The sequence below is a fragment of the Flavobacterium movens genome (assembly GCF_039581425.1).
Lineage (GTDB): Bacteria > Bacteroidota > Bacteroidia > Flavobacteriales > Flavobacteriaceae > Flavobacterium > Flavobacterium luteolum.
In genome coordinates this window covers 530,266-556,523 of record NZ_JBCPXY010000001.1, presented here as the reverse complement: position 1 = coordinate 556,523, position 26,258 = coordinate 530,266, and the positions used below count along the sequence as shown (strand labels likewise).

The window sequence follows — 26,258 nt, the reverse complement described above, 5'->3', positions numbered from 1 at the left end:
GTCTGCAAATTACGCAGATTTTAGAGATTTTAAATCACTGCAAACGGCTAATTTGTGGCAAAAATCTAGAATCCAAGAATCAGATTTGCTACTCCGAAGTATAACATGATTCCGAATACATCGTTGGTTGTTGTGATAAACGGACCAGTCGCAATTGCGGGATCAATTTTGTTTTTGTTCAAGAAAAGCGGCACTAAAGTTCCTAAAGTAGCAGCAAATAAAATCACGACAATCATCGAAATTGAAATGGCAAACCCAACTAAATACTGCTGATACATGATAGAATGATAACACAATAAAAGAAATGAAATAATACTTCCCGAAATCATCGAAACGGTAATTTCTTTAGTAAAATAAGCACGGCTGAAATCTTTCAATGTTCCATTTGCTAAACCTTGCACTACGATTGCCGAAGCCTGAACTCCAATATTTCCAGCAGTTGCAGAAAGCAAAGGCACAAAAATGATTAATGTTGAATATTTTTGAAAAGTTGCTTCATTGCCTTTTAAAACAAAAGACGCAACAATTTCGATCACCATTCCTATCAAAAGCCAAGGCAGACGCGCTTTGGTCAATTCATAAACACTGTCATTCGATTCAACGTCTTGTGTAATACCGGCAGCTAACTGGTAATCTTTATCGGCTTCTTCTTTGATTACGTCTACGATATCATCGATGGTAATTCTTCCTACCAAGCGACCTAATTCGTCAACAACTGGAATTGCCTCCAAATCATATTTCTGCATGATACGAGCGACTTCAACATCTTCTGTATCAACATTTACAAAATTTAATTTTCGGATATAAACTTCACCAATCTGAGTTTTGGTAGAAGAAGTCAACAAATCTTTAAGAGAAAGTCTTCCTTTTAGTCTGTTTTCATCATCTACTACGTAAATAGAATGTACTCTGGATACATTTTCTGCCTGAATTCTCATTTCTTTAACGCAGGTCAAAACGTTCCAATTTTCATTCACTTTTACAAGCTCTTTACCCATTAGACCTCCCGCCGTATTTTCGTCGTAACGCAAAAGATCAACAATGTCTTTGGCGTGTTCAACATCCAATATTTCAGAGATTACTTCCGCTTTGATTTCCTGCGAAAGTTCTGCGATAATATCGGCGGCGTCATTGGTTTCAAGCTCGTCAAGCTCTTCTGCGATTTCCTTTGGTGAAAGTCGGCTTAAGATATTTTCACGCAGATCCTCTTCCAATTCAAGAAGAATTTCGGCCGTTTTATCACTATCTAAAACCTTAAAGATGTAGGTTGCCTCATCGAAATCTAATTCGTCTAAAATTTCGGCAATATCAGCGTGGTGCAGATCATTAAGTAAAACTTCTAATTCACTGTCGTTTTTCTTATTGATCAGTTCCTCTAACTGGTGTATAAATTCTTTACTAACTTTGAACTCCATCGGTTTCTATTTTTAGAGTTAGTTCAATAAATTCATCGACGCTAAGCTGCTCCGGACGTTTATCAAAGATAGTGTCTTCTCGCAATTTGTCTGATAAATTTAATGTTTTCAAACTGTTACGTAATGTTTTTCGTCTCTGCTGAAAAGCGGTTTTTACAACTGTAAAAAACAACTTTTCGCTACAAGGAAGACTGTAATCTTCCTTTCGGGTCATTCTCATCACACCCGATTTCACCTTGGGCGGAGGAATAAAAACGTTTTCATCAACCGTAAACAGATACTCTGTAGTATAGAAAGCCTGGGCTAAAACGGATAGTATTCCGTAGGTTTTCGAGCCTTTCTTTTCGCAGATGCGCTCGGCTACTTCTTTCTGGAACATTCCCGAAAATTCAGGAATCTGATGTTTAAGATCTAATGTCCTAAAAACAATCTGAGAAGAAATATTGTACGGAAAGTTTCCAATTATGGCAAACTGTTTGTCTTGGTAAACTTCATTTATATTATACTTCAGGAAATCCTGAGAAATAATCTTGTCTTTTAATTTTGGATAATGTGCATCCAAATATGCTACCGATTCGGTATCGATCTCAATAACGTGTGTGGTAATTGGCTTTTCAAGTAAATATTTAGTAAGCACACCCATTCCTGGCCCTATTTCTAGAACCTCCTCATATCCTTTAAGACTTAAAGTATCAGCAATAGCCTTTGCGACACTTTCGTCTTTAAGAAAGTGTTGTCCTAAATGTTTTTTTGCTTTTACTTTTTCCATATTCCTTATTTACTTCCTGCTTTTAATGAGCAGATCCCATAAACGTATTCATAACCATATATTGAAAATGAATAACGTCAAATTGAATTCTTTCTAAACCCGTCAGCAGTCCAATATTAGCTTTGTAACCGAATCTATAGTTTAAAAAATCAACATTCTTATTTTCTTTACTTTTGAAAGTCTTATTTGTATTAAACTTCTCATTATCCTCTTTCAATGAGGCACAAGGACGTGAAGAAGATATGATTGTTTTATTTTGTTTGTAAAAATTGTCAATTTTACTTTTTAACACAGCATATTTTTGATTTACGAATGTATCATAGAATGCCGTATCATTTGTGTCAAAATAATCTTCTTCAGGAATTTCTGCTTTAATTTCATCGATGTACTCAACAATTTCATTCCCCTTATCATAAACCTTTGCTGCAATTCCTGTTGCTTCTCCAAATGTTTCAGGAGATTCCTCATTTTTTATCTTTAAAACTTCATACTTAGAAATGATATAACCCTTTAAAATTTCCTTTGAAGTATATTCAATATCTCTAAATTCATTAAGTTGTAAAATAATAGATTTTGCAGTTTCTTGCTCATTTACCACCTCTTTATTGCTCTGACAAGAAACATTAAGACTTAGCAATAAAAATAAAACAAGCTTTATTGGTAGGTGTTTCATAAACAAGATGACTGGAGAGACACAATTTTTAGTTAGAAATTAATTTTTTTTGCAAATATACCTTTTTTAGGTATTAAGCAGATAGACCTGTTACTTTTAATCTTTAATATTGTTAAATCCTGCAAAATTACTTTTTAAGACAAATTTCACTCGTTCCCAACTAGAAAACACAATTTAAAACTAGTGCTCTGAAATAACTTCCAATTCTGTTCTGAAAGAAAGCATTTTATCAGCAAATAAGCCTAATGCTTCTCTGTGAAATTCTGGTTCATCTTCGATATAAAACTTCTCCAGAGTTTCTTTGCTGTCTGTTATATATTGTACAGAATACGTAATTCCGCCCATTTCTTCTTCAACGAGAACTTTTACAATTCGTGCTGAAGAAAATTTATTAGTAGCCAGAATTTCTGGTATATGTTTTTCCTGCATCCACTTTAACCATTGGTCATGAACGCTTTCGTGTATGTTTGTGGTAACGTTGTAAATAATCATTTTTTTCTAAGGTTCTGAGATGCTATCCCGATAGCTATCGGGACTAAGGTTCTGAGATTTCTCTCAAAACTCAAAACAATCTCATTATTAATTCTTTTCTCTTTGGAATTTGGAATTTAAAAATTGGAGTTTTACAAATTCTTATCCCCTCTTAACTCTCGGTATTTTTTTCTGGCATCAACAAAGTAAATACTGTCTTGATGATTAAAAATTACCTTTTCATATAAAGGCTTTGCCTTTTCTGGATCTTTTAGTTCGTCGTTGTAAATTTCTGCTGAGAAAAACAATGCTTCATCAACATAAATTCCGTCGCTGTGATTGTCAATGATTTGCTGATATTGGCTTAAAGCCGAAGCAAAATCCTTCTGACTTTCGTACACTTTTCCTAAACGAAGCAAAGTTACGGCTTCTATTTCTTGACCTTTAAAGGTTTTTAAAATATTCTGAAACTGCATTATCGCTTCTTGTTTTTTATTCTGATAAATTAAGAAATCCCCCTTTGCAAATGCTTTTAAAGCAACTTGAGTTGAATCGGCAGCGGTATTATCATTAATTAAAAGAAAATATTCTAGAGCGTCATTGGCGATTAACTGCGTATTGGCCGCTTTTAATTCTTTGAATTGTTTATTTGCCCATTCAAAATCACCTTTGTAATAACTTGTTTTAGCTGCTTTCAAACTGGCTTCGTGTGCCATTACATCATTTTTCAAGTCCAATTGAATTTGCGAATAATAAATCAGCGCCTGATTGTACTTTTCTTCTAAAAGCAAAATATCGGCCAGTTCCATTTTAGCGTCAGCTTTTTGATATTCGTTTAGATTTAATTCTAAAGCCTTTTTGATTACTGCCTTTCCTTCTTCTGTCTTTTTCAAATTAAAGGCCAAAAAATGCGCTTGAATGATTTGCAAAGATAAGGTAAAAGGACTGATTTCGTAAGTCGCCAGCAATTGGTTCAATTCCTGATCGATTAACGAATAGTCTTTTTCCTGTGCATTATCGATCTTTATTTGCATTAAATAAGCATTCGACTGAATCAGCAAACCTAAATCTTTGGTATTTTGAAGAATGAAATTCAGGATTTCAACAGCTGTTTCGTCATCGTTTTCATTCATCGCAAACTGACTCAAATTAACAATGCTCATTAACGATTCTGGTTCGCGTTTGTAAATGGCTTTTTCTTGAATAAAGGCTTTTCCAAATTCTTTCTGCTGCACATAAAACCAGCTTAAATAATGATTCCAGAAAACATCCTGATCTTTTTGAGTTCTTAAGATTAATGCTTTTCGCATTGCATCTTTAAAAGCTGTATTATCGGTTTCGCCATTCATGAATCTTGACAATTGCGTCTGAATCAAATTGGTGTTTTGCGGATTTGCAAAAGATTCTGTCAACAACAAATCAATCATTAAATCGGTTTTACCTAACTGTCCGTACAGCATTCCGATTTGAAAATTAAAATTGAAATTGGGCTGAATCTGCATTGCAGTCTGATACGCTTTTAAAGCATATTCTAGCAATACTTTTTTCTCAAACGAACTAGCAATTCCGTAAACATCATTCGGATTTACCTTTATTTTTTCAATTGCCTGTTCGTAGTAATTTTTGGCTTTCGCGTCATTTTTCTGTAACTGGAAATTGTATCCTAACTCCACCAAAAAAACACCTTGTTTATAGCGATTGTATCGATCTTGAATAGCTTTTTCGGCATTCGCGAATTGCTGTAACTGCTGATAACATTCGACAGTTCTTAAAAAATACTGCGTATTAGAGGGCGCATTTTTCAAAAGCTCTTCATAACTGATTTTAGCTTTATCAAAATCACCTTTATCGTAATAATATTGTGCCAGCTGCTCGTTTTGTGCAAACGCAAAACCAGAACATAACAAAACGATACCAATCAATATGTTTCTCATATTTTTTAAGTTTTCAGTCGCAATCCCAGTTTTCAGTCAATACCTAAAATTATAAACTGGAAAAATTTAAGCTTCCAGTTACTGTAAACTATCACTGTAAACTGAGACTTTTCTAGTTTTCCAAAAAATCAGAGCTAAACCAATTAAAATAAATGGAACACTTAAGATCTGTCCCATATTAATCAGCATATTGTTTTCAAAAGCTTCTTGATTTTCTTTAAAAAATTCAATTATGAAACGAGCTGTAAATAATAAAGTTAAGAAAGTTCCAAAGATTAATCCTTGTGCATTTCTAATTTTTTCTGATTTATACATGTAAAATAGAATTCCGAAAATCAGTAAATACGCAAAAGCTTCATACAATTGTGTTGGATGTCTCGGAATCAAATCATCTCTTTCAAAAACCACTCCCCAATTTCCATTAGTTGGTTTTCCATAGATTTCAGAATTCATAAAATTTCCCAATCTAATAAATGTACCCGTTACAGGAACTGCAACAGCCATTTTATCTAAAAGTCCTAAAAATTGCACTTTGTATTTTCTGCAGTATAAAATCATTGCCGTAAGTACTCCAATAGAACCTCCGTGACTTGCCAAACCTTGATAACCCACAAATTGATAAACTCCTTTTATTTTCTGAATCGGCAAAAGGATTTCTATCGGATGTTTTAAGAAATACTCTGGTTCGTAAAAGAAACAATGCCCAAGTCTGGCTCCTAAAACCGTTCCAACAATTACATAAATCAATAATGTATCGAGATTATCTAGCGAAAGATTTTCTTTTTTATAAATATTTCTAACAATGTAAAAGCCTAAAAGAAGTCCGCAAGCAAAAAGAGCTCCGTAATATTTTAAAGGAAAACTATCTGTAATCCAGAAAATAACAGGATCTACGTTCCAGTTTAAAATTCCATTCATCATGCTCCGTTTTTTAATTTCTATAAATTAAGAAAACCTAACAGGTTTTAAAGTCTGTTAGGTTTGTATCTTAAAAACTATCTTTTTTAGTTTATAATATCAAATCCACAGTAAGGACGTAAAACTTCTGGGATTACGATTCCTTCTGGAGTTTGGTAATTTTCAATAATTCCAGCTAAAACTCTCGGAAGCGCTAATGAACTTCCGTTAAGTGTATGTGCCAGCTGATTTTTTCCGTCTTTGTCTTTGAAACGTAATTTCAAACGGTTTGCCTGGAACGTTTCAAAGTTAGAAACAGAACTGATTTCTAACCAGCGATCTTGAGCAGTAGAAAATACTTCAAAATCGTAAGTCAAAGCAGATGTGAATCCCATATCGCCACCGCAAAGACGTAACACTCTGTAAGGCAATTTTAATTCTTTTAAAATGCCTTTCACATGTTCTACCATTCCGTCTAAAGCTGCATAAGAATTATCAGGATGTTCGATACGAACAATTTCTACTTTATCAAATTGGTGTAAACGGTTTAATCCGCGAACGTGTGCCCCATAAGAACCTGCTTCACGACGGAAACATGGCGTATAGGCTGTCTGTAAAACAGGCAATTCGCTTTCGTTTAAAATCACATCGCGGAATAAATTGGTTACTGGAACCTCAGCCGTTGGAATTAGATATAAATCGTCAATTCCAGCGTGGTACATCTGCCCTTCTTTATCTGGCAATTGACCTGTTCCGTAACCAGAAGCTTCGTTTACCAAATGTGGCACCTGAACTTCATTGTATCCTGCAGCGGTGTTTTTGTCTAAAAAGTAGTTGATCAAAGCACGCTGTAACTTTGCACCTTTTCCTTTATAAACAGGGAATCCCGCGCCCGTGATTTTTACACCCAATTCGAAATCGATGATATCGTATTTCTTAACCAATTCCCAGTGAGGCTGTGCGCCTTCGTGCAAAGCTGGAATATCTCCTTCTTGGAAAACATTCAAATTGTCATCTGGAGTTTTTCCTTCAGGAACAATATCGGCTGGAAGGTTTGGTAATGTGTATAATTTATTGGTCAACTCAACAGCCAAAGCTTCTGCTTTTTCGCTCAGTTCTTTACTTTTTTCTTTTAGTGAAACTGTTTTTTCTTTTAAGATTGCTGCTTTAGCTTTCTCGCCAGCTTTCATCAATTCACCAATATCTTTGGACAATTTATTAGATTCTGATAAAGTATTGTCTAATTCCACCTGTGCAGCACGACGATTTTCGTCTAATTGAACCACCTCTTCAACAACGCTTTTAGCATCGATATTTCGTTTTGCTAAAGCTTTGATTACTTTCTCTTGATTTTCTCTAATAAATGCAATTTGTAACATAGCTTGATTTTTATAACTATTGTATTTTTTATAACGGAAGCAAATTTAAGGAAATGTTTGTTAACAATAGGTCAAAGTTTTGCAGTAAAACAGAAATCCCCTATAAACAGCAAAAGCACCGTAAAAGTGCTCTTGATGTTATTTGAATTTTTTTTGAATTTTATTCTAAAAAACGGAGTCTATCATCTCTATGAAAAGCATATTCTCGTCCGTTATACTTTATTTTTTCTAATTCCTTTTTAATTTTCAAGTCACTTTTTTCTTCAATTCCATTTTCTAAATCACTCTCTATTGCTTCTTCATAAGAAAAGTTTTTAGATATGATCAAATCAAAATAACCATTGGTTTTATGATCAGAAAAGCTCATTCCGGTTTCTAAAGTTTCTATCTGAAAAGTTCCATTTCCGTTAGAATCGCCATTGCTTAATCGAATTGGATATTCGTATAAAACCTTTTTTATCTCTTTATCGGCCAAAGTTACTAGTGTAAATTTCTTTTCTGAATATAGAACAATTCGACTGCTCGCATTGGCTTCGGTATAAAAAGCAATTGCTGGAGTAGTTTCATTTAGAAAAACCAGATCTTTCAAAATATGTGATTTCGAAAACTGAATAGCTTCATTATCATAATAACCTAAATTATCATCAAACTCTTCGGCAATTACGCTTCCGTCTTCACGGTTTACAAATAAGTATTTACGCTGAAAATAATTCCCCAGCTCATTGTCGTTATCATTAGTTCTGAATGCTTTTTTATCGTGCGAAACAGTTGTCAGGACAAAAAAAGCAGTTTGGTCGTCGTAATTGATAGAACTTGTTTCTTTAATTTTAATATCTGAATATTTGATTTTGAGATTGGATGCCACTTTAGAAAGCAACTCCAGATTCATTTCTTTTGAATCTTCAATCTCGTCCAGATTTTTAAAAATGAGTTTTTTTATCTGTCTTTTACTAAAACCAAGTTCCGTTTGCGAAAGAAGTTCTTGATCTTGAACTTGAGCATTGTCTTGAACCTTTTCATGTTTCCCACAGGAAAATAAAAACATCAAAACGCCGCTTAAAAGAATCGTTTTTTTCATAGGCTTTGATTTGTTAGAAATTTAGGGTATTTCAAATATATAATTTTCTTACAAACCTCAGCAGGAAAATTAAAATTTAATCTCTCTTAATTTCGTGTCCTACAAACTCTTCCAGTGTTTTAAACATTTCGTCGACCGAAAGCACTTCTGTATCCGGATGCGATTTTAAAAATGCAGCATTCAATTCCGTCAGATTTTCGTCCAATTCAAAATAAACATTGTTATTTAGCAAGTCTTTAAAAGCGTTCGGAGCCTCATATTTATCTTTTAGAAATTTTCCTAATTTAATGTTACTCTGCAAACGCAATTTGCGGCTTTGTTCTTTAAACAATTCCAAATGCTTTTGGGCACCAATTAAAGCTAAGCCTTCTTCGATTAATTCGTTCAGTTCTTTATTCCAGCCCGAATCATGAACAAACTTCGAAAAATTTCCTTCAGCATATTTCGAAGCATAAAAATCTAAATAATAACTCATTAACGCATCTTCGTGAATTAAATCGTCGTCTATTTTTTCTTCGCGCATTAAATTGATTACCGAAATATTCGAATTTACAACGTCTTGAGGGTTTTCGCTGTTTGCCGCCGTTTCTGAAATAATGATTTTACCGAATTCCATTTGAATGTTTATTTAAAAAATTGTTTTGCAAAGTTGAGGGAAATAATTGAATGTTGCTTTTCAAACTTATTTATTTTGCGTTATTTTTTATGCCGTTTAACGTAAAAAACAGTCTTTTTGACAAGAAATACAATTTTTCTGCTTTTTCTTCGTTTGTCCTTACAATCTTTAACATAAATTCCCGTTATCAATATAAATTAAAAAGTTTGTCAAAAATTGATTACCTTTAAGCAACCATTTATAAAAAACCACATCTGTTTAATAAACAAGACTTTACACCAAAGTTTTCCTAGCTAAAACCAAAAACGTGAAACAGATTTTATTAATATTTAGCATCCTGGTTTTGCTGGTTGGCTGTGACAATGATGATTTGCCACAGTCCGACGTTCCTTTTGCGCTAGTAGGTAAAGGAGATTCTTTTGCAAACGACCAAAGCCTCGCTCAAAGACATTTGGTTATTAAAGATGCTAAAACGTGGAATAATTTTTTGAAAGAAATGAATATTTCAAGTGCTAAAATAAAAGGTTTTAAAGAAACTAATATTGATTTTAGCCAATATCAGGTTATTGCCGTTATTGATAAAACACAACCCAATGACGGGCATTCGATTGATATTGTAGAAATGACCGAAAACCGCAATACTATAATCGTAAAGGTAGAGAAATTAAAAAACGGAAATCTCACCAAGAAATCTTCTAGACCTTATGACATTGTAAAAACAGCAAAAACAGATAAAAAAGTGGTTTTTGAGCAGTAATAAATCTTCTCAAAGTTTTAAACTGATAAAAAACTTACTGTTAATTTCCTGTATTTTCTGTTAGTAAGACTTTCAATTCATTGGTTTTCACATACGCTGCAAAACGTCCAGACAACAGCAACATCTCTTTTTCTTCGGGAGTTATTTTTAACTTGGTTTCGATATGTGACGTATACTCGTAAAGCATTAAAAGTTCTTTTGCATCAAAATCTTTAAACTTTTCTTTGTCCAAACTAGAAAGCTGTAGCTGACTGTATTTGTCCTTTTGAAAACTATCTTCTCCAAACTTTTCAATCAATTCTGCTTTAAAATTATCATGAATTTTTAGCCAGCTTGCGGCTTCGTCATCAGTATTTTTCAGTTCTGTTACCAAATCTTCATAAGCCTTGTTTTTATTTAACTTTTGAAGATATTCTTTTAAAGTTGTAAAACCAATAATCTGATAATTGGAAATCGGTATCTTGTATCGTTCCAAAACATTTTCGACATCTTTTTCAAAAGTCATATATCTGGTTTGAACCGTGTACAAAGAAGCAGTTTCTAACAACGAGATAAGTCTGATTTTTTCATCATTTATAAAAGGAGCTTTTTTCCCCTGTCCTAAACAATCAATAAAAAGTGCTTTTTTGTTTTTGTCTTTTACTTTTGTATCGTTATGAAGAAGTTCAATCAACGTTTCATAACCCATATTATCAGACGCCCCACCATCAATTACACATAAAATTTTATCCTGATTTTTAATCCCGAATTTGGTTTTAGGAAGAACTCCAGGAAAAGCAGAACTTGCTGTAATAGCATACGTCAGCGGAAAATCATAACCATTGTTAATCTCATTTTCGTCAAGCGAAAGCTGTGCTTTATTTGGAGCAAGAGACGAATTGATTTTCAAAGCCCGAATAATATGTGGCATAAACGGAAATCGTTCACCGTTGTTATAAGCCGTTCCATTGGCAACCATTATGGGTAATTGCGGATTTTGCTTGCTGTCCTTCGGAATAAAAAAATCAGACAAAAGCATTTGTGTTCTAAATTTATTCTGATTCTCTGGATTTGTGCTGTCGTATTGCAAAACCTCCAAATCTAATCGCTGCGCCATCGAGATTTTTTCTCCTTTTTCGTTTCGGCTGTTGTTCAAAAGAGAAAAAAGCGAAGCCGATTTACTAACATCCGCTTTAAATGCATCGGCTTTAGAAAAATAAAATTCGTTGAACGAACAATTATCGTATTGCAATTTGTTTTTAAAAATGGTCAAATAATATCCCGCAGCATAACAGCCTCCAGAAACAGTAGAGAAATAATCAATTTCATTCAAGAAATTACGATTCGTGTTTTCTTCCTTAATTTCTTCTAAACCCAAAAGAACGCCCATACCAAAAAACTGTGCTCTTGATCCACCACCCGAAATTCCCACTCCTAAAGCAATATTTGGATTCTGAAGTCGGCTATCACGATCCTGAACCGACTTATATTCGCTTAAATCAACCGCAGGAATTGAGTTATAATTGATTTCTGAAAAGAGATTTATTTTGTTTTGGGCGATTCCTTCGTTTATTATAAAAAGGAAAAAGAATCCTAGAGAAAGACCTTTAATTTTCATTCTAATTCCATTTAATTACTATCTATTCAACATTAAATAATCGCAATATATACGAGAGTTCGTAAACAATAAAAAGCACAGCTAAAATAGCGTGAAACTTTTTATTATTTATTTTTATTGCAAATAAACACAACACAATATGGCTTATAACCCGAACAAAATATTCGCTTTGATTATATAAAAAATAATCGCCACCTTTGATTGCCGTATCGACTATATCGGCTCCAAAACTTAGTGCCAAAACCGAAAAAAACCATTTTTTTCTGGAATAAAAATAATCTTCATATCCTGAATAATCTACTAAATCGTCGGGGTAAAGAATGGCGCATAGCAAATAATAAATCAAGATATAGCAGATAATAAAGAAATAATCTGCAAAATACCATTCATGGATTAATTTTAGATTAAACTCCCACCACCAAAAGTGAATAAGCATCAAGAATACATAAAATACCCATAAAGCATGCACAAAATAAAATTTCTTGCGTCCGGGATGCTGGATAAAAATTACGGAACCTTTTATAAGATGCGTTAAACTCAAACCTAAAATGATTCCGATAATTGATTTAACATGCGTAAGTTCTTCCATAAAACATTATTTACAACGAAATAAAATTAATTGAATTAATCCAAAATGAAATGTTTACTAATTGATTTTTAACTTTTTCTGATTCTATTTTTTGATTTATAAAGCAAATTTTTAATGGAAAAGTAATATTAAAATAACCACGAAAAGCAAAACCGATTCCTGAAATACAAGAATAAACAGTAAATTTATTGCATTCAAACTCCGTTTAGCAGTAAAAACAGAAAAGTATGGGTCAAAGAAAAGTATTAGAATATTACGTTTTAGACGTATTCTCAAACGAGAGCTATAAAGGGAATCCGCTTTCTGTGGTTTTTACAGATGGAAATCTAAAACTAGAAACTTATCAGGATATTTCTAGAGAATTTCGCTATTCTGAAACCTCCTTTGTTTATTATTCTACAAAAGAAAAATCGCTTGTAGTACGTTCGTTTACTCCAACAGGAATCGAAATTGATGGTGCAGGACATAATTTATTGGGCGCAGTCTGCGGTGCTTTGCTAAAAGGACTTCCTATTTTTGATGAGCAAAATGAAAGTGAGCCTTTTGTAATTATGAAACATTCGGCAATTCCAGTAACGGTTAGTTTTGATCTGGATAATTTTTCTCCCGTTGTTCAAATGCATCAGAAATCGGCTGTTATCAAGCAAGAAATTCCAACCTACAAAATTGCAGTAGCGCTGGGCTTAAAGATTGAAGATTTGGATGTAAATGCTTTTGTGCCAACAATAGTTAAAACAGAAGTTGCACATACCATGGTTCCTATAAAAAACAGTCAGATCCTTAACAGTTTTGTTCCCGACAGTCAGCTTTTAATCGAAATTTCGAAAGAATATAATTTTGAAGGATTTTATTGTTTCACCCCAGCTGAAGAAGGTTTAGATCATATAGTCGAGACAAGGTTTTTTAATCCGATAATCGGTATAAACGAAGATCCTGCAACAGGAACCGCAGCAGGACCTTTAATTGGTTTTTTAACGCAAAAGAAATTCACTAAATCTGATAAAGAATATAAAATTCTTCAAGGCGTAAAATTAAAACAGCCCTCAATGATTGAAGTTATGAATCGGGAAGAAGATATTTTAGTAGGTGGTTCTTCGATTATTACGATGAAGGGTGAACTTTATATATAAAAAAAAGCTGCATCTCGAAAATGCAGCTTTTTTTATATTCAAAACCAAATACAAGATTTAGTTTGTTTTCATTGGCGGTAAATCGAACGCTTTTGAATCGTGTTCGAAATTATTACGGTGCGCTCCATCGCAAAATGGTTTGTTTGCAGAATGTCCGCAACGGCAAAGTCCTAATGCTTGTCTTCCTTGCAAACCGTAAAGTGTTCCTTCTGGATCCATGATTTCAAAATCGCCTTCAATTTTTATTGATCCATTTTTATTGATGATTAATTTTGTCTTGCTCATAAACTTGTTTTTTTCGGATGCAAAGATTGCGAAATATATTCTCATTTATAAGCGGTAATCGTAGTTTAAACTGGTTCTATTTTATTGAAGGTTTTGCCACGAAGACGCGGAGGCGCAAAGTTTTTTTTTAAAGAATCGAAGTTTCCTAAATAAACATCTGCCAAAATCTGCGTGAAACAATAAATCTTAGCGTCTTTGTGCCTTAGTGGCAAAAACCTACAGCGTCTTGTAAACAAAATTCTTAAATTTCACACTTCCCTTTCCAATCGAACAAAGGCCAATTCTTAATCCCAAAAACCCGCTTAAGACATTATGATTATATCCTGAAACTTCTACCGAGTTTTCGATTTTTTTCCAGTCTTTTCCGTCTAAACTATAAAACATATCTACGGTATTTTTAATGTTTTTAAGTTTTAAAAAGACTTTTCTATTATGTGTGTTTTTTTCTGTTGGAAACTGCCATCCTCTCAAATTTGCCAAAATATTGTTTTGATCGGCTAATATTCCTGAGTAATATTTATTGTCATAAAAAAGAACTAAACCGCCTGTTGCGTCACCTTCTATTTCCATTTCAACTTCGGCAGAATAAGAATGGCCGCCAGGAACAACTACAAGAGGAGAACTGTTTCCAACTCCGTCGCCTTTTCCTTCAATAGTCAAGGTGCTATTCGCAACTTTAAATCTTGAACTCTCCACTCCGTTGTAAAACTTCCATTGCGGTTTTAAAGCCGATCCTGAGAAATTATCGCTTAAAGAAAACTCAGTAAGCGTTTTTCCTTCAGGTTTCGCAATAGGTTTATCGGTTTCGATATGATCTGGAACTTTATACCAACCGTCTTTTGTCCATTCTACAGGCTGAAGTAAAGTTTGACGTCCTAAATTGTAGTAATCCTTTTCGTAACCGTGAAAAATCATCCACCATTTTCCGTTTACATCTTCAAAAACGGTGCTATGCCCTTTTGACCACCAAGTTTCAGAACTGCTATTGGTTCGTACAATTGGGTTATAAGGCGAGTTTTCCCAAGGACCAAGTGGCGATTTTGATCGAGCCGAAATCACCATATGACTTGTCGCTGGGCCAGCTGTTCCGCCTTCAGCAACGGTCAAATAATAATATTCTCCTCGCTTGAATAATTTCGGCCCTTCCATACAGAAACATTCAATGCTCCATTCGCGCGGAATTTTCCAACCATCGTAAACGTGTTTTAATTCGCTTGTTACCGAAAGTCCGTCTTTTGATAAAGCAACATAACCTCCGTTACTAAAATATAAGAATCTATTTCCTTTATCATCTGTAATATGTCCAGGATCAATATTTCCGATTTTCAAATCTACAGGTTCGCTCCAAGGTCCATTGATAGAATCTGCTGTAACGACAAAATTGGTATTATTGGCAGGAAAATAGATGTAGTATTTGTTGTTGTACTTAATTAAATCTGGCGCCCAAACGGCTCCAACATATTTATGAAGCGCATTGGTTACAGGCTCCCAATTCATCAAATCGGTCGAATGCCAAATTAAAAGTCCAGGGTAATAATCGAACGAAGAATGAACGACATAATAATCTTTTCCGTCTCTCAATAAACTCGGATCAGGATAATCTCCCGCAAAAATTGGGTTTGAATATTGTCCTTGCTTTAAATTCTTTTCTGATTGTGATTGAGAATAACCGTAATATGTAAACAATACTAAAATGGCTAAATATATTTTATTCATGTTTCTGATATTTTTTTTTCAAATATAGTCAAAAAGACCATAAGATATAATTGGCCACAGATTAAAAGGATTAGAAATGATTTGTGAATTGCCTCCAGCTTTAGCTGGATATAATAATTAGATTGCTACAAAATGGCTTTAGCCAAAAATGAGACTATTTGGCTAAAGCCCTATCTCTTTTTATTACAGAACCTCCAGCTAAAGCTGGAGGCAATTCACATTTCAAACTAAAATCTTTTTAATCCTTTTATCCCGATAGCTATCGGGAGCGGCTAAATAAAAACTTAGCCAATCTTTGTCGAGCTGCTTGCGAAGGATTTCTCCTTACGTCGAAATGACAATATTGAGGAAAAACTCAGTGAATCTTTGTGGAATCCTCTGCGAATCTCTGTGAAAATAAAAGTGAATCTCTGCGTAATATTAAAATCTCAATTCTATTGCTTATTTTTGCACTCAATAAAATTGAGTTATGACACAGAATCCAAAGAGATATACGATCACGGCGGCATTACCTTACACCAACGGACCTATTCATATTGGTCACTTGGCTGGGGTTTACGTGCCTGCAGATATATATTCGAGATATTTAAGATTGCAAGGAAAAGATGTAGCATTTATCTGCGGAAGCGATGAACACGGAGTTGCAATTTCGATGAAAGCCAAAAAAGAAGGAGTTACGCCACAAGAAGTTATTGATAAATATGATGGAATTATTCGTAAATCGTTTGCTGATTTCGGAATTTCATTCAACAATTATTCTAGAACTTCTGCTAAAATTCATCACGATACCGCTTCAGAATTCTTTAGGACTTTGTACGATAAAGGCGATTTTATTGAAGAAGTTACCGAGCAATTGTACGATGCAAAAGCAAATCAATTTTTAGCAGACCGTTTTGTGGTTGGAACTTGTCCAAAATGTGATAATCCAGAAGCTTACGGAGATCAGTGCGAAAAATGCGGATCTACTTTGAATGCGACAGATTTGATCAATCCGAAATCGACAATTACGGGAGAAACTCCTATTCTTAAAGAAACAAAACACTGGTTTTTACCTTTAGATAGATATTCTGATTTCTTAACAGAATGGATTTTAGTCGGACATAAAAACGACTGGAAACCTAACGTTTACGGACAAGTAAAATCTTGGATCGACGGCGGATTGGAGCCTCGTGCTGTAACGCGTGACCTTGATTGGGGAATTGATGTTCCTGTTGAAGGTGCTGAAGGAAAAAAACTTTACGTTTGGTTTGATGCGCCTATCGGTTACATTTCTTCTACAAAAGAATGGGCAGCGCGCGAAGGAAAAGATTGGGAACCGTATTGGAAAGATGAAGAAACTAAATTGGTTCACTTTATCGGAAAAGACAATATTGTTTTCCACTGTATCATTTTCCCAGCGATGCTTAAAGCTGAAGGAAGCTATATTTTACCAGACAACGTCCCAGCAAATGAGTTTTTGAACTTGGAAGGAAACAAACTTTCGACTTCTAAAAACTGGGCGGTTTGGTTACACGAATATTTAGAAGAGTTTCCAGATAAACAAGATGTTTTGCGTTATGCGTTAACATCAAATGCGCCTGAAACAAAAGATAACGATTTTACTTGGAAAGATTTCCAAGCTAGAAATAACAACGAATTGGTTGCTATTTTTGGAAACTTCGTAAACCGTGTTGTGGTTTTAACCAACAAATATTATGACGGAATTATTCCAACGCCGAACGAATTTACAGAAGTTGACGAACAAACTTTAGCAGAATTAAAAGCGTATCCAGCCGTGATTTCAAGTTCGGTGGAACGTTACAGATTCCGTGAAGCTTTGGGCGAATTGATGAATGTTGCTCGTTTAGGAAACAAGTACCTAGCAGACGAAGAGCCTTGGAAAGTAATGAAAGACAATCCAGAACGCGTAAAAACTCAAATGTATGTGGCGTTGCAAATTGCTGCTGCGTTGAGCGTTTTGGCAGAACCATTTTTACCTTTTACAGCTGCTAAATTGTCAAGAATATTAAATTTAGGCGATTTGAAAGAACACTTTAAAGGATTTAGCAAATTCTTAAAAGAAAACCATCCTGGAGCTACAGATATTATTTTGGACAAAACATTAGGTTGGAATGACATTTCTGAAAACTCAGATTTAATACCGGCGGGACACAAAATTGGCGAAGCAGAATTGCTTTTCGCTAAAATTGAAGACGAAGAAATACAAAAACAAATAGACAAATTGGAAGCGACAAAAACTGCAAATATTGCTGAAAACCAAAAAGCAGAACCACAAAAAGATTTAATTCAATTTGAGGATTTTGCGAAAATGGATATTCGTATCGGAACTATTTTGGAGGCTGAAAAAATGCCAAAAGCAAACAAACTTTTGGTTCTAAAAGTAGATACAGGAATCGATGTTCGTACGATTGTTTCAGGAATTGCTGAAAGTTTTTCACCAGAAGAAATCATCGGAAAACGTGTTTCTGTATTAGCAAACCTTGCTCCAAGAGCTTTACGCGGTGTTGAAAGTCAAGGAATGATCTTGATGACAACAAACGCTGAAGGAAAACTGGTTTTTGTAAATCCAGATGCTGATGCGCCGAATGGAGCGACAGTAAATTAAGTTATATAATATCATATAAGAAAAGCATGAATTGTTAATTTTTAACCAATTCATGCTTTTTACTTTTAAAAGCAGTAAATCTTTCAAATTATTGCAAAAAGTAAGATATTCGTAAAAATATTTTTTATGAAAAAAACTTTACTTTTACTACTTCTTTTTCTTTTTACAAAATCGTACTCAACCCCACGAAATAAGATTGATTCTGTTATAGCCAAATTAGATTCTATTAATGTTAGAACCCAAGATCAAATTTTAAAAATAAAAAAGGAAAATGACTCCTTAATTAAGCGAATAGATCAAATTGAAAAAAAAGATTATAAATCAATTGAGGTTATTGAAAAAGTTAATGATTTTTACGATAAATCTTGGAATAAATTAATCGCTTTCCTAAGCATTGCTGGATCACTAATATTAGTTGTCGTTCCATATTTACAAAATAAGAATTATGAAGAGAAAATTACTCTTAAAACAAAAGAATTAGAAGATTTAACAAATAGAAAAGTAACTGAGTTAGAATTAAAAATAATCGGCTTTCATAAAAAACAATTTGAACAACTTAAAAAAGAGATTACTTTATCACAGGAAGAATTAAATAAAAATATTAGAAATGAAATTCAATACTTGCAAGGATTAATTTTTGCTTTAAGAGGCATGTTCTCTCTAAGAGACAAAAACTATGACATGTATTTTCGACAGTATATAGCAGCTCTAAATCTATTTATCGGACTAAACAAGAATTCCGATATCGAAGCTGTACTTAAAGCAATCAATATGAATATTAATAAATGTATTAAAGAAGAAATCAAAATAAATCAACATACAAAATCTCAAATTGATAAGCTTATAATAAATTTAGAAAAGGATTACTATGAAATTTTTCCTCAAATGATTGATAAATTAAAAACCGAAAGTTTAAAATTGATCATCAGCTAAAAAAACATTTATATTCCGATATACTTTAAATTTTATTTTGTAAGTTTGAACTGACAAAATATTTAAAAGACTTTCGATAATAAATTTATTTAAAGTAACAATAAGCGAAACCCTCGTCATGGTGCTGGAGCGGGAAACTGCCCTTGATCTATTCTTTTGAATATTTTGTCACACCTAAAATGAGGGTTTCGTGCGTTTAAAATTTTCGATCATGACAGAGGAAAATCAAAAACCGACACACCACGATGTAATTCCATCAATGGCAAAATTTCTTTCAGACTTATGGTTTGAAGGAGATTTTAGAGAACAGCACCATTATTTGTCTGAAATTTTCAAGCGAATTCTTGAAACAGATTTGGGAGATGACAAAGAGCTAAGATCAAAAATGATGGAATGCATCAAAACCAGTGAAATGCTTGCCGAAACACTCGAACCCTTTTCGGATAAACAAATTCAGAAAGCCTGCAGTAAAATTTTAGCTGCTTAAAACAACAAAAAAGCGTGACCCGATTACTATTTTTAATCGATTCGCGCTTTTTCCTTTCAAAATAGTCGCTTTCTAAGTTATCTTTGAAAAATAATACACGATTAAAATTCATTCAATGAAACTCACCAAACCAAGATTAGCCTTAATCTGCGGTATACTCTGCATATCTATTTTCCCGATATTGGTAAAATTACGTTTAACACCAGGATTAATTTCGGCTTTTTACCGAATGTTTTTTGCTGTGGTGCTGCTTTTGCCTTATGTTATTTTCAGCGGAAACTTTAAACTTCCAAAGCTAAAATTTGCTCTTTTGGCAATACTTTGCGGTGTTTTATTCTCGTCTGATGTTGCAGTTTGGAATATCGCCATTCAGGCATCAAGCGCGACTCAGGCTTCGTTGCTGACCAATTTATCTCCAGTTTGGGTTGGAGTTGGTTCTTTCTTTTTTCTAAAAGCAAAACCTGCCACAAACTTCTGGATTGGAACATTGGTCGCTTTATTCGGAATGGTAACTTTAGTCGGTTTTGAGTTTTTTATCGATTTAAACTTCGATAAAGCATTTCTATTTGCCGTTTTATCGGGCATTCTGTATTCCATTTATCTTTTGGTCAGCAAAAATGTACTTTCAGAAGTCGATGTTCTTTCTTTTATGACGATTAGTTTATTTGCTTCAAGCATCTATTTAGGAATTTTATGTTACGCATTAGGCGAATCTTTCACCGGATTTTCAAATACTGGCTGGTTTGTTCTCGTACTTCAAGCGGTTATTTGTCAATTATGCGCTTGGCTTTCGATTAGTTATGCGACTCAGCACATGCGTGCAACGAGGGTTTCACTAAGTTTATTAAGTCAAGCTGTAATTACCTCAATTTTAGCTTGGTTGTTTTTGGAAGAACAAATAACTTTACAGATGGTTTTTGGCGGAATCATTCTGCTTTTCGGAATCCGAATTACATTTTACGATAAAACGATTTCTTTGAAAGGGCTTTTTTCTAAGTAAAGAACAGCTCACAGATTTCCACAGATTTCCACAGATTTAAAGGATTAACACAGATTATTAATTAATTTTTAAAAAAAATCTTTTTAATCCCAATAATCTGTGGCAAAAAAATCTCTCGCAGATTCTGCAGCTCAAACTGATTTATTTTCTATCTTAACAGAAGGCATTAGAAAAAAAATTAGTGATAATTCGTGAAATTCGTGGCAAAAAAACCTGAAACAAAGAAAACCTTAAACTTGAAACAAAAACACCATGTTACATAAAACTAAAATACCAAACTTAAAAGTAATCGCATTTGATGCCGATGATACTTTGTTTGTCAACGAACCTTATTTTCAAGAAACCGAACATAAATTTTGCGCTTTGATGGAAGATTACCTTTCGCATCAAGGCATTTCGCAGGAATTATTTAAAATAGAAATTGCCAATCTGCCTTTGTACGGTTACGGAATTAAAGGTTATATCCTTTCAATGATTGAAGCAGCAATGAATATCTCGAATAATACCATTCCGATGGAAGTCATTCAAAAGATCATTCAATACGGAAAAGAGTTATTAGAAAAACCTATTGAGCTTTTGGACGGAATTGAAGAAACGCTTGCTGCTTTAAAAGGCAAATACAAATTGGTTGTTGCAACAAAAGGCGATTTAAAAGATCAACACAGCAAATTGCATCGTTCTGGTTTAGGGCATTATTTCCATCATATCGAAGTAATGTCAGACAAACAAGAAATCGATTATCAGAAACTTTTAGGCCGATTAGATATTGAGCCACATGAATTTTTGATGATCGGAAATTCATTAAAATCAGATGTTCTGCCTGTTTTAGGAATTGGCGGTTATGCCGTTCATATTCCGTTTCACACTACTTGGGAACACGAAAAAATTAATCACACTATAGAACACGAACACTTTAGTTCATTTGAAACTATTGCAGAAGTGGTTCCGAATTTATTATAATGAAAACACTTTTAGACCTAGAAAATTGGAATAGAAAAGAGCATTTTGCCCATTTCAAACAAATGGAAGAGCCTTTTTTTTTTGGTGCTACTGTAGAAATCGACTGCACTAAAGCGTATCAAACCGCAAAAAGCATCGGTGCTTCTTTTTTCATTTTCTATTTGCATAAAACTTTGGCTGCGGTAAACGCCATTGAAAATTTTAAATACCGAATTTCAGAAGACAAAATATACATTAACAACCAAATAGATGCGTCGGCAACTATTGGTCGTGAAGATGGCACTTTTGGGTTTTCTTTAATTGAATATCACCCAGATTTTAAAACATTTGAGCAAATTGCCTTAACTGAAATCGAACGCATTCAAAACACAACTGGGCTTTTTACGAGATCTTTTGATGATGATAATCTGATTCATTTTTCGGCAATTCCGTGGCTGAATTTTAGTTCGATAACCCATGCACGCAGTTTTACGTATCCAGACAGCTGTCCGAAAATTTCGTTTGGCAAAATGATGGTTTCCGAAACTGGAAAAAGAACCATGTCGATGGCCGTTTATGTGCATCACGGTTTGATGGACGGAATACATGTTGGCCAGTTTGTAGATCTTTTTCAAGAGCTTATGAATCAATAATAAGCGGAATGATTTTTGCGCCCAAAAACTTATGAAACGAATTGTCCTTTTTCTGTTTTTAATTTCTAGTACTGTTGTGTTAAGTCAAACAGTGTTGACTTCTTATTCCATTGATTTAAAAAACAAATTAGGCCAGTCCGAAATCATGACGGGAGAAAATACCACAACTCACGATGTATTTGTTTTTGCCGCAAGCGCAGACAGTCTTTCGATATTAAAATACAATAGCGCTTTATTCTTAAGAGATAAATTTGTTACTTCTCGCCAATACACCGAAAACAGATCCTTGATGGGATACAGTTTCAGCGAAGATGGGAATCCTACTTTATATTGGTTTTCTCAAGAAGAAAAAACAATCATTCTGATTAAATATTACTTGGAAAACAAAACTTCGAGGGCATTAAAATTTCAAATTCCGCTTGAAGACAACTATCTCTTAACGCAATATCAAAAAGATAACAATTTCTATTTATTGCTCCAAAGCAAAACAAAACAGGCATTGACTGCTTTTGTTTTTAAAAACGGAATGGCAGAGGAAAGGTTTCTCGATTTCAGTTCTTTCAAATTCATAGATAGAAAAACACAGCCCAAAACATTCAATCAGATTTTGAACGAAAATCCGATTGAGAAGATGGATGCTGGCGAGTATAACCCCCTGTATAAAGTTAGTGCTAAAAGCAAACTTTACACGCTTCCAAACCGTTTGATTCTAACTTTGGACCAAGGTTTCAGAAAGACACAATTGTTTGATATTAATTTAGACAATCAGGAAATAAAAGAGAAAACATTTGTGAAACCAGTTGGAGCGAAAAATCCAAAAACGTCAAACTCTTTTTACCATGAAAATAAATTATATCAAATCAATGTAAATGCTGACGAACTTTTGTTTGATATTAAAGATTATGAATCTGGCGAATCTATAAAATCATTTGCAGTCTCAAAACAAGATACTATTCGTTTTAGTAATTCGCCTTTATTGATGCAAATTGAAGATCGAGCGCCCAAACAATTAAAGAATACAGCAAAGTTTTTAAAAATATTATCTTCTCTTGATGCTGGAATTTCGGTTTATAAAAACCAAAAAAATCTCTTTATCACTTTAGGAGGATCGGGAAGCGATTTAAAATCGTTTTCAATGAACGGTTTTAATTTTAATGATCCTTTTGGAGATTTTCCATCAAACAGTTATTATAATGTTGAGACCAATTATTCTGCTTTTTTCGAAAGCATTTGGACAAAAAAATTGGAGTTAACCAAAGAAACACATGAACCTTTTGCTGCCGATCAAGTCTACTATTTTTTAGATTCTCATAAAGAAGCCGCACTTTTTAGTACTCTTAAGCTAAACAACTACACCATTTTAAGTTATTATGACATGGTTGCTAAACAAATTGTTTTGCGCAAATTTGCCGACGGTTTTAATTAAACAAATTCGTTATCAACAACTTACTTCAAAAACCCTGCATTCACGGGGCATTCCTTATTCTCTAATTTTTTGCCAATAGTCTTATTTTATTACTTTTTTGACTTTTAAAGAAAGTTTTTACCTACAATTTAATGTTGTTTTGGGCAAAAATTAAAAATTTAAAACAATGAAAAAAATTGTAATGACTCTTGCATTAGCTTTAGCGTTAACAGGAGTACGTGCACAAACAGAAAACAATAAAGGGTATAATAAATGGTCTGTAGATTTAGGAGCAGGTTTAAATAAGCCTCAACGGCCATTTAGCGATGGATATTCTACAAATACTGTGAGTCCATGGACTGGAGATCTAGGAGTTCGTTATATGTTTAACAACAAATTTGGTTTGAAAGCAGATTTTGGATACAACAGTTTTACAGCAAAAGGAAACACTATTGATTTTGACTCAAAATACTATAGAGTAGATTTACAAGCTGTTGCCAACTTAGGCCGCATCATGAATTTTGAAACATGGACCAACACTATTGGTTTATTAGGTCACGCTGGTTTTGGATACGCTCAATTAAGAAGCGATAATTTTAAAGGTGCAGATGAAATGGGTAACTTTATTGCTGGTGTAACTGGACAAATTAGATTATCAAACAGAGTTGCTTTAACGGGTGATTTTTCAACTATTCTAAACGCATCTCAAGATCGTACTTTTGAGGGAGCATATGCTGCTGGCAACAGAGGTTTTTCTGGATTGGTTTTTAACGGAACTGTTGGTTTAAACATTTACTTAGGCAAAAACACAAAACATGCAGACTGGACAGTAATTTCTAATGAAGATAGTGATATTTCTGCTTTAGAAAGCAAAGTAGCAGATCTTGAATCACAAATCAAAAACAGACCTGCTCAAAAGGAAGTAGTTGTTGAAAAACAAGTAAGTGCGCCACAACAAAATGATAATGAATTAATCAGAAAAATGATTAATGACAAGTATTTCAGTGTTTATTTCGATTTTAATAAAACAACTCCAATTGAGAACTCAACAGCTGCAATTGATATTGTTTTAAACTACTTAAGAAAAAACCCATCTGCTACTCTTGACCTTATAGGTTATGCTGATCAAGTTGGAAAAGCTGAATACAACGAAAAACTATCTAACATTAGAGCAACAAACGTAAAAACAATTTTCGAAAAAGCTGGAATTGCTTCTTCTCGTTTAAATATTGTTGCAAATGGTGCAGATACCTCAATTCAAAAAGACTCTGAGGAAGCGAGAAGATTAGCTAGAAGAGTTACTTTTATTGTAAAATAACTTCTTTTTAAGACTTGATTAAAAGTCCTTAAGATTTTTTCTTAAGGGCTTTTTTATTTTTCAAAAATTTAAAATGATGTAAATACGGCATAAAATTTGAACAAATTGCTACTGAATATATTTTAAGAAGCACATTTATGAAAAAACGACTACTTTTTTTTCTTTTGTTTTCTAAAACAGTTTTGTTTAGCCAAACAGTATTAAATTCTTTACCATTAAATATAAACTTCTTATCAAAAACTCAGATTTTAAATATTGAAGACAAGAAAAACAAAGAAATCTATGCCTTTGCCTGGGACAAACAGAGCATAAATATTTTAAAATACAATCAATCTTTATTTCTAACGAGTCAGTTTACAGATTTAATTAAAAAAGAAGCAAATCGAAATCTAATTGGCAGCACTATTAGTGCCGAACAAAGGCCAACCTTGTACTGGATTTCAGGAAACAATAAAAACATTTTAATTACCACTTACAATCTTGACCGCAAAACATCAGAATCTATAAATTTTGATTTTCCACGAAATCATGAATATATAATAAATTCGTTTCAAGATAATAATGCCTTTTATATTCTTGCCAAAGAGATAGATTTTGAGCATCTTCTTTTGTATAGATTTGAAAATCAAAAGTGTGAAATTAAAATGCTTGATTTTTCTACTTTCACTTTCAAAAATAAAGAGAAAGTGAACATTTCTTTCAATGCGCTCATCAAACACTTTCCGATTAAAAAGATGGAATTGGATATTCTTAACCCTATTGATTTTACATCACAAATAAGTAAAATGTATGTGGTCAATGATTATCTTATTTTAACATTCGATAATCGTTTAGAACGAACACAGGTTTTTGAGGTTAATTTAAATACTGGCGCTATGAAAGAAAGAACTTTTGATCAGCCTGTTTCCAAAAACCCATTGCAAACATCAAATTCATTTTACAATGATGGAAAACTATTTCAAGTCGCGGCCAATAAAGAGGAATTACTGTTTCAAATAAAAGATTTTGATTCTAAAAATATCATTAAAAAATTTTCGTTTTCAAAAAATGATAGCATTCCATTTAAAAACTCACCTTTCTTTGTTCAAATTAATGACAAGAAACCGCAGCAATTAAAAACTACTGCAAAATTCCTTAAAGATTTAGACGGACTTACTGCTGGTATTTCCGTAGTTAAAAATCAAAAAAACAGTTTTGTCACCTTTAGTGGTTTTGGAGAATCTATAGATTATTATTTTAAATCTGATTCTCCTGATACTTTTGGAGTGCGTGAATATTATTCATTAAACAAAGTAGTCTATTTTGATGCTACCTTAAATGAAAATTTAGATTTCATAAGTAACAAACATTCAGAGCCATTAGCAATTGAAAACTTATTTTACTTTTTAAACAACAACAAAGGCATTCAATTATACGATACGCTAAGATTAAAAAATTATTACATCTTAAGCTATTACGACAAAGCTTCTCAACAATTTGTCATGCGAAAATTTACGGATGGCTTCATGATGGAAGAAAATAGAAACCCAATCATAAACAAATCTATATTTTCAAATCCTGCTGCATTTGAGAAAATTAATTTTAAGAAGAATTAATCTTAAAGTCTAATGTT

At 33.4% G+C, this 26,258-nt stretch carries 24 protein-coding genes; 11 read left to right on the top strand and 13 right to left on the bottom strand.

Annotation, left to right across the window (positions count from 1 at the left end; genetic code table 11):
* Positions 1-65: 65 nt before the first annotated feature.
* From mgtE to AAYQ05_RS02390, 9 genes are all read right to left on the bottom strand, one after another.
* Entirely contained in the window at positions 66-1,415 is a 1,350-nt protein-coding gene (mgtE, locus tag AAYQ05_RS02430; RefSeq protein ID WP_095930296.1) for a magnesium transporter, read from the bottom strand.
* Positions 1,399-2,184, bottom strand: coding sequence for a 16S rRNA (adenine(1518)-N(6)/adenine(1519)-N(6))-dimethyltransferase RsmA (rsmA, locus tag AAYQ05_RS02425; protein WP_177211655.1), 786 nt, complete (start codon positions 2,182-2,184; stop codon positions 1,399-1,401). Before rsmA ends, mgtE begins: the two co-directional genes overlap by 17 nt.
* 22 nt (positions 2,185-2,206) lie before the next feature.
* Positions 2,207-2,857, bottom strand: coding sequence for a hypothetical protein (locus AAYQ05_RS02420; RefSeq protein WP_343540906.1), 651 nt, complete (start codon positions 2,855-2,857; stop codon positions 2,207-2,209).
* A 180-nt stretch (positions 2,858-3,037) separates the two neighbouring features.
* Positions 3,038-3,349: a DUF4286 family protein gene (locus AAYQ05_RS02415; RefSeq protein ID WP_008465514.1), complete on the bottom strand. Its 312-nt coding sequence runs from the start codon at positions 3,347-3,349 to the stop codon at positions 3,038-3,040.
* Between the two features lie 131 nt (positions 3,350-3,480).
* Positions 3,481-5,262: a tetratricopeptide repeat protein gene (locus tag AAYQ05_RS02410; protein ID WP_343540905.1), complete on the bottom strand. Its 1,782-nt coding sequence runs from the start codon at positions 5,260-5,262 to the stop codon at positions 3,481-3,483.
* 78 nt (positions 5,263-5,340) lie between these two features.
* Positions 5,341-6,183: a prolipoprotein diacylglyceryl transferase gene (gene lgt / locus AAYQ05_RS02405; protein WP_343540903.1), complete on the bottom strand. Its 843-nt coding sequence runs from the start codon at positions 6,181-6,183 to the stop codon at positions 5,341-5,343.
* An 83-nt stretch (positions 6,184-6,266) separates the two neighbouring features.
* A complete protein-coding gene (gene serS, locus AAYQ05_RS02400) occupies positions 6,267-7,538 on the bottom strand; it encodes a serine--tRNA ligase (protein ID WP_008465517.1) in 1,272 nt (423 codons plus the stop codon).
* 160 nt (positions 7,539-7,698) lie between these two features.
* Entirely contained in the window at positions 7,699-8,616 is a 918-nt protein-coding gene (locus tag AAYQ05_RS02395) for a hypothetical protein (RefSeq protein WP_343540901.1), read from the bottom strand.
* Between the two features lie 76 nt (positions 8,617-8,692).
* Positions 8,693-9,232, bottom strand: a complete 540-nt coding sequence (locus AAYQ05_RS02390; RefSeq protein WP_343540899.1) for a DMP19 family protein — start codon at positions 9,230-9,232, stop codon at positions 8,693-8,695.
* 307 nt (positions 9,233-9,539) lie between these two features.
* Between AAYQ05_RS02390 and AAYQ05_RS02385 the strand changes: the two genes are divergently transcribed.
* A complete protein-coding gene (locus AAYQ05_RS02385; RefSeq protein WP_343540897.1) occupies positions 9,540-9,989 on the top strand; it encodes a protease complex subunit PrcB family protein in 450 nt (149 codons plus the stop codon).
* Positions 9,990-10,029: 40 nt separating this feature from the next.
* On the opposite strand, the gene AAYQ05_RS02380 is transcribed toward AAYQ05_RS02385, so the two are convergent.
* On the bottom strand, positions 10,030-11,586 hold the full coding sequence (locus AAYQ05_RS02380; RefSeq protein WP_343540896.1) for a patatin-like phospholipase family protein: 1,557 nt from the start codon (positions 11,584-11,586) through the stop codon (positions 10,030-10,032).
* A gap of 22 nt (positions 11,587-11,608) precedes the next feature.
* Entirely contained in the window at positions 11,609-12,175 is a 567-nt protein-coding gene (locus AAYQ05_RS02375; protein ID WP_343540895.1) for a hypothetical protein, read from the bottom strand.
* 227 nt (positions 12,176-12,402) lie between these two features.
* Here AAYQ05_RS02375 and AAYQ05_RS02370 point away from each other — a divergent pair, with 227 nt between their 5' ends.
* Positions 12,403-13,305, top strand: coding sequence for a PhzF family protein (locus AAYQ05_RS02370; protein WP_343540894.1), 903 nt, complete (start codon positions 12,403-12,405; stop codon positions 13,303-13,305).
* 57 nt (positions 13,306-13,362) lie between these two features.
* Here AAYQ05_RS02370 and AAYQ05_RS02365 read toward each other — a convergent pair whose 3' ends face one another.
* Positions 13,363-13,590 (bottom strand): CDGSH iron-sulfur domain-containing protein, encoded by a 228-nt coding sequence (locus tag AAYQ05_RS02365; RefSeq protein ID WP_111377641.1) that lies wholly within the window; start codon positions 13,588-13,590, stop codon positions 13,363-13,365.
* 216 nt (positions 13,591-13,806) lie between these two features.
* Positions 13,807-15,306: a family 43 glycosylhydrolase gene (locus tag AAYQ05_RS02360; protein ID WP_343540893.1), complete on the bottom strand. Its 1,500-nt coding sequence runs from the start codon at positions 15,304-15,306 to the stop codon at positions 13,807-13,809.
* 469 nt (positions 15,307-15,775) lie between these two features.
* Here AAYQ05_RS02360 and metG point away from each other — a divergent pair, with 469 nt between their 5' ends.
* The 9 genes from metG to AAYQ05_RS02315 all read left to right on the top strand — a co-directional run bounded on the left by metG (position 15,776) and on the right by AAYQ05_RS02315 (position 26,241).
* Positions 15,776-17,911, top strand: a complete 2,136-nt coding sequence (metG, locus tag AAYQ05_RS02355) for a methionine--tRNA ligase (RefSeq protein WP_343540892.1) — start codon at positions 15,776-15,778, stop codon at positions 17,909-17,911.
* Between the two features lie 126 nt (positions 17,912-18,037).
* On the top strand, positions 18,038-18,844 hold the full coding sequence (locus tag AAYQ05_RS02350) for a hypothetical protein (protein ID WP_343540891.1): 807 nt from the start codon (positions 18,038-18,040) through the stop codon (positions 18,842-18,844).
* Positions 18,845-19,055: 211 nt separating this feature from the next.
* Positions 19,056-19,331 (top strand): hypothetical protein, encoded by a 276-nt coding sequence (locus tag AAYQ05_RS02345; RefSeq protein WP_343540889.1) that lies wholly within the window; start codon positions 19,056-19,058, stop codon positions 19,329-19,331.
* 115 nt (positions 19,332-19,446) lie between these two features.
* Positions 19,447-20,331: a DMT family transporter gene (locus tag AAYQ05_RS02340; protein WP_343540888.1), complete on the top strand. Its 885-nt coding sequence runs from the start codon at positions 19,447-19,449 to the stop codon at positions 20,329-20,331.
* 252 nt (positions 20,332-20,583) lie between these two features.
* Positions 20,584-21,291 carry an HAD family hydrolase gene (locus AAYQ05_RS02335; protein WP_281634253.1) on the top strand — a complete coding sequence of 236 codons (708 nt, stop codon included), beginning with the start codon at positions 20,584-20,586 and terminating at the stop codon, positions 21,289-21,291.
* Positions 21,291-21,923, top strand: a complete 633-nt coding sequence (locus AAYQ05_RS02330; RefSeq protein ID WP_343540887.1) for a CatA-like O-acetyltransferase — start codon at positions 21,291-21,293, stop codon at positions 21,921-21,923. Before AAYQ05_RS02335 ends, AAYQ05_RS02330 begins: the two co-directional genes overlap by 1 nt.
* A gap of 31 nt (positions 21,924-21,954) precedes the next feature.
* Positions 21,955-23,349: a hypothetical protein gene (locus AAYQ05_RS02325; RefSeq protein WP_343540886.1), complete on the top strand. Its 1,395-nt coding sequence runs from the start codon at positions 21,955-21,957 to the stop codon at positions 23,347-23,349.
* Between the two features lie 166 nt (positions 23,350-23,515).
* On the top strand, positions 23,516-24,646 hold the full coding sequence (locus AAYQ05_RS02320) for an OmpA family protein (RefSeq protein ID WP_343540885.1): 1,131 nt from the start codon (positions 23,516-23,518) through the stop codon (positions 24,644-24,646).
* Between the two features lie 137 nt (positions 24,647-24,783).
* Positions 24,784-26,241 (top strand): hypothetical protein, encoded by a 1,458-nt coding sequence (locus AAYQ05_RS02315; RefSeq protein ID WP_343540884.1) that lies wholly within the window; start codon positions 24,784-24,786, stop codon positions 26,239-26,241.
* Positions 26,242-26,258: the final 17 nt, after the last annotated feature.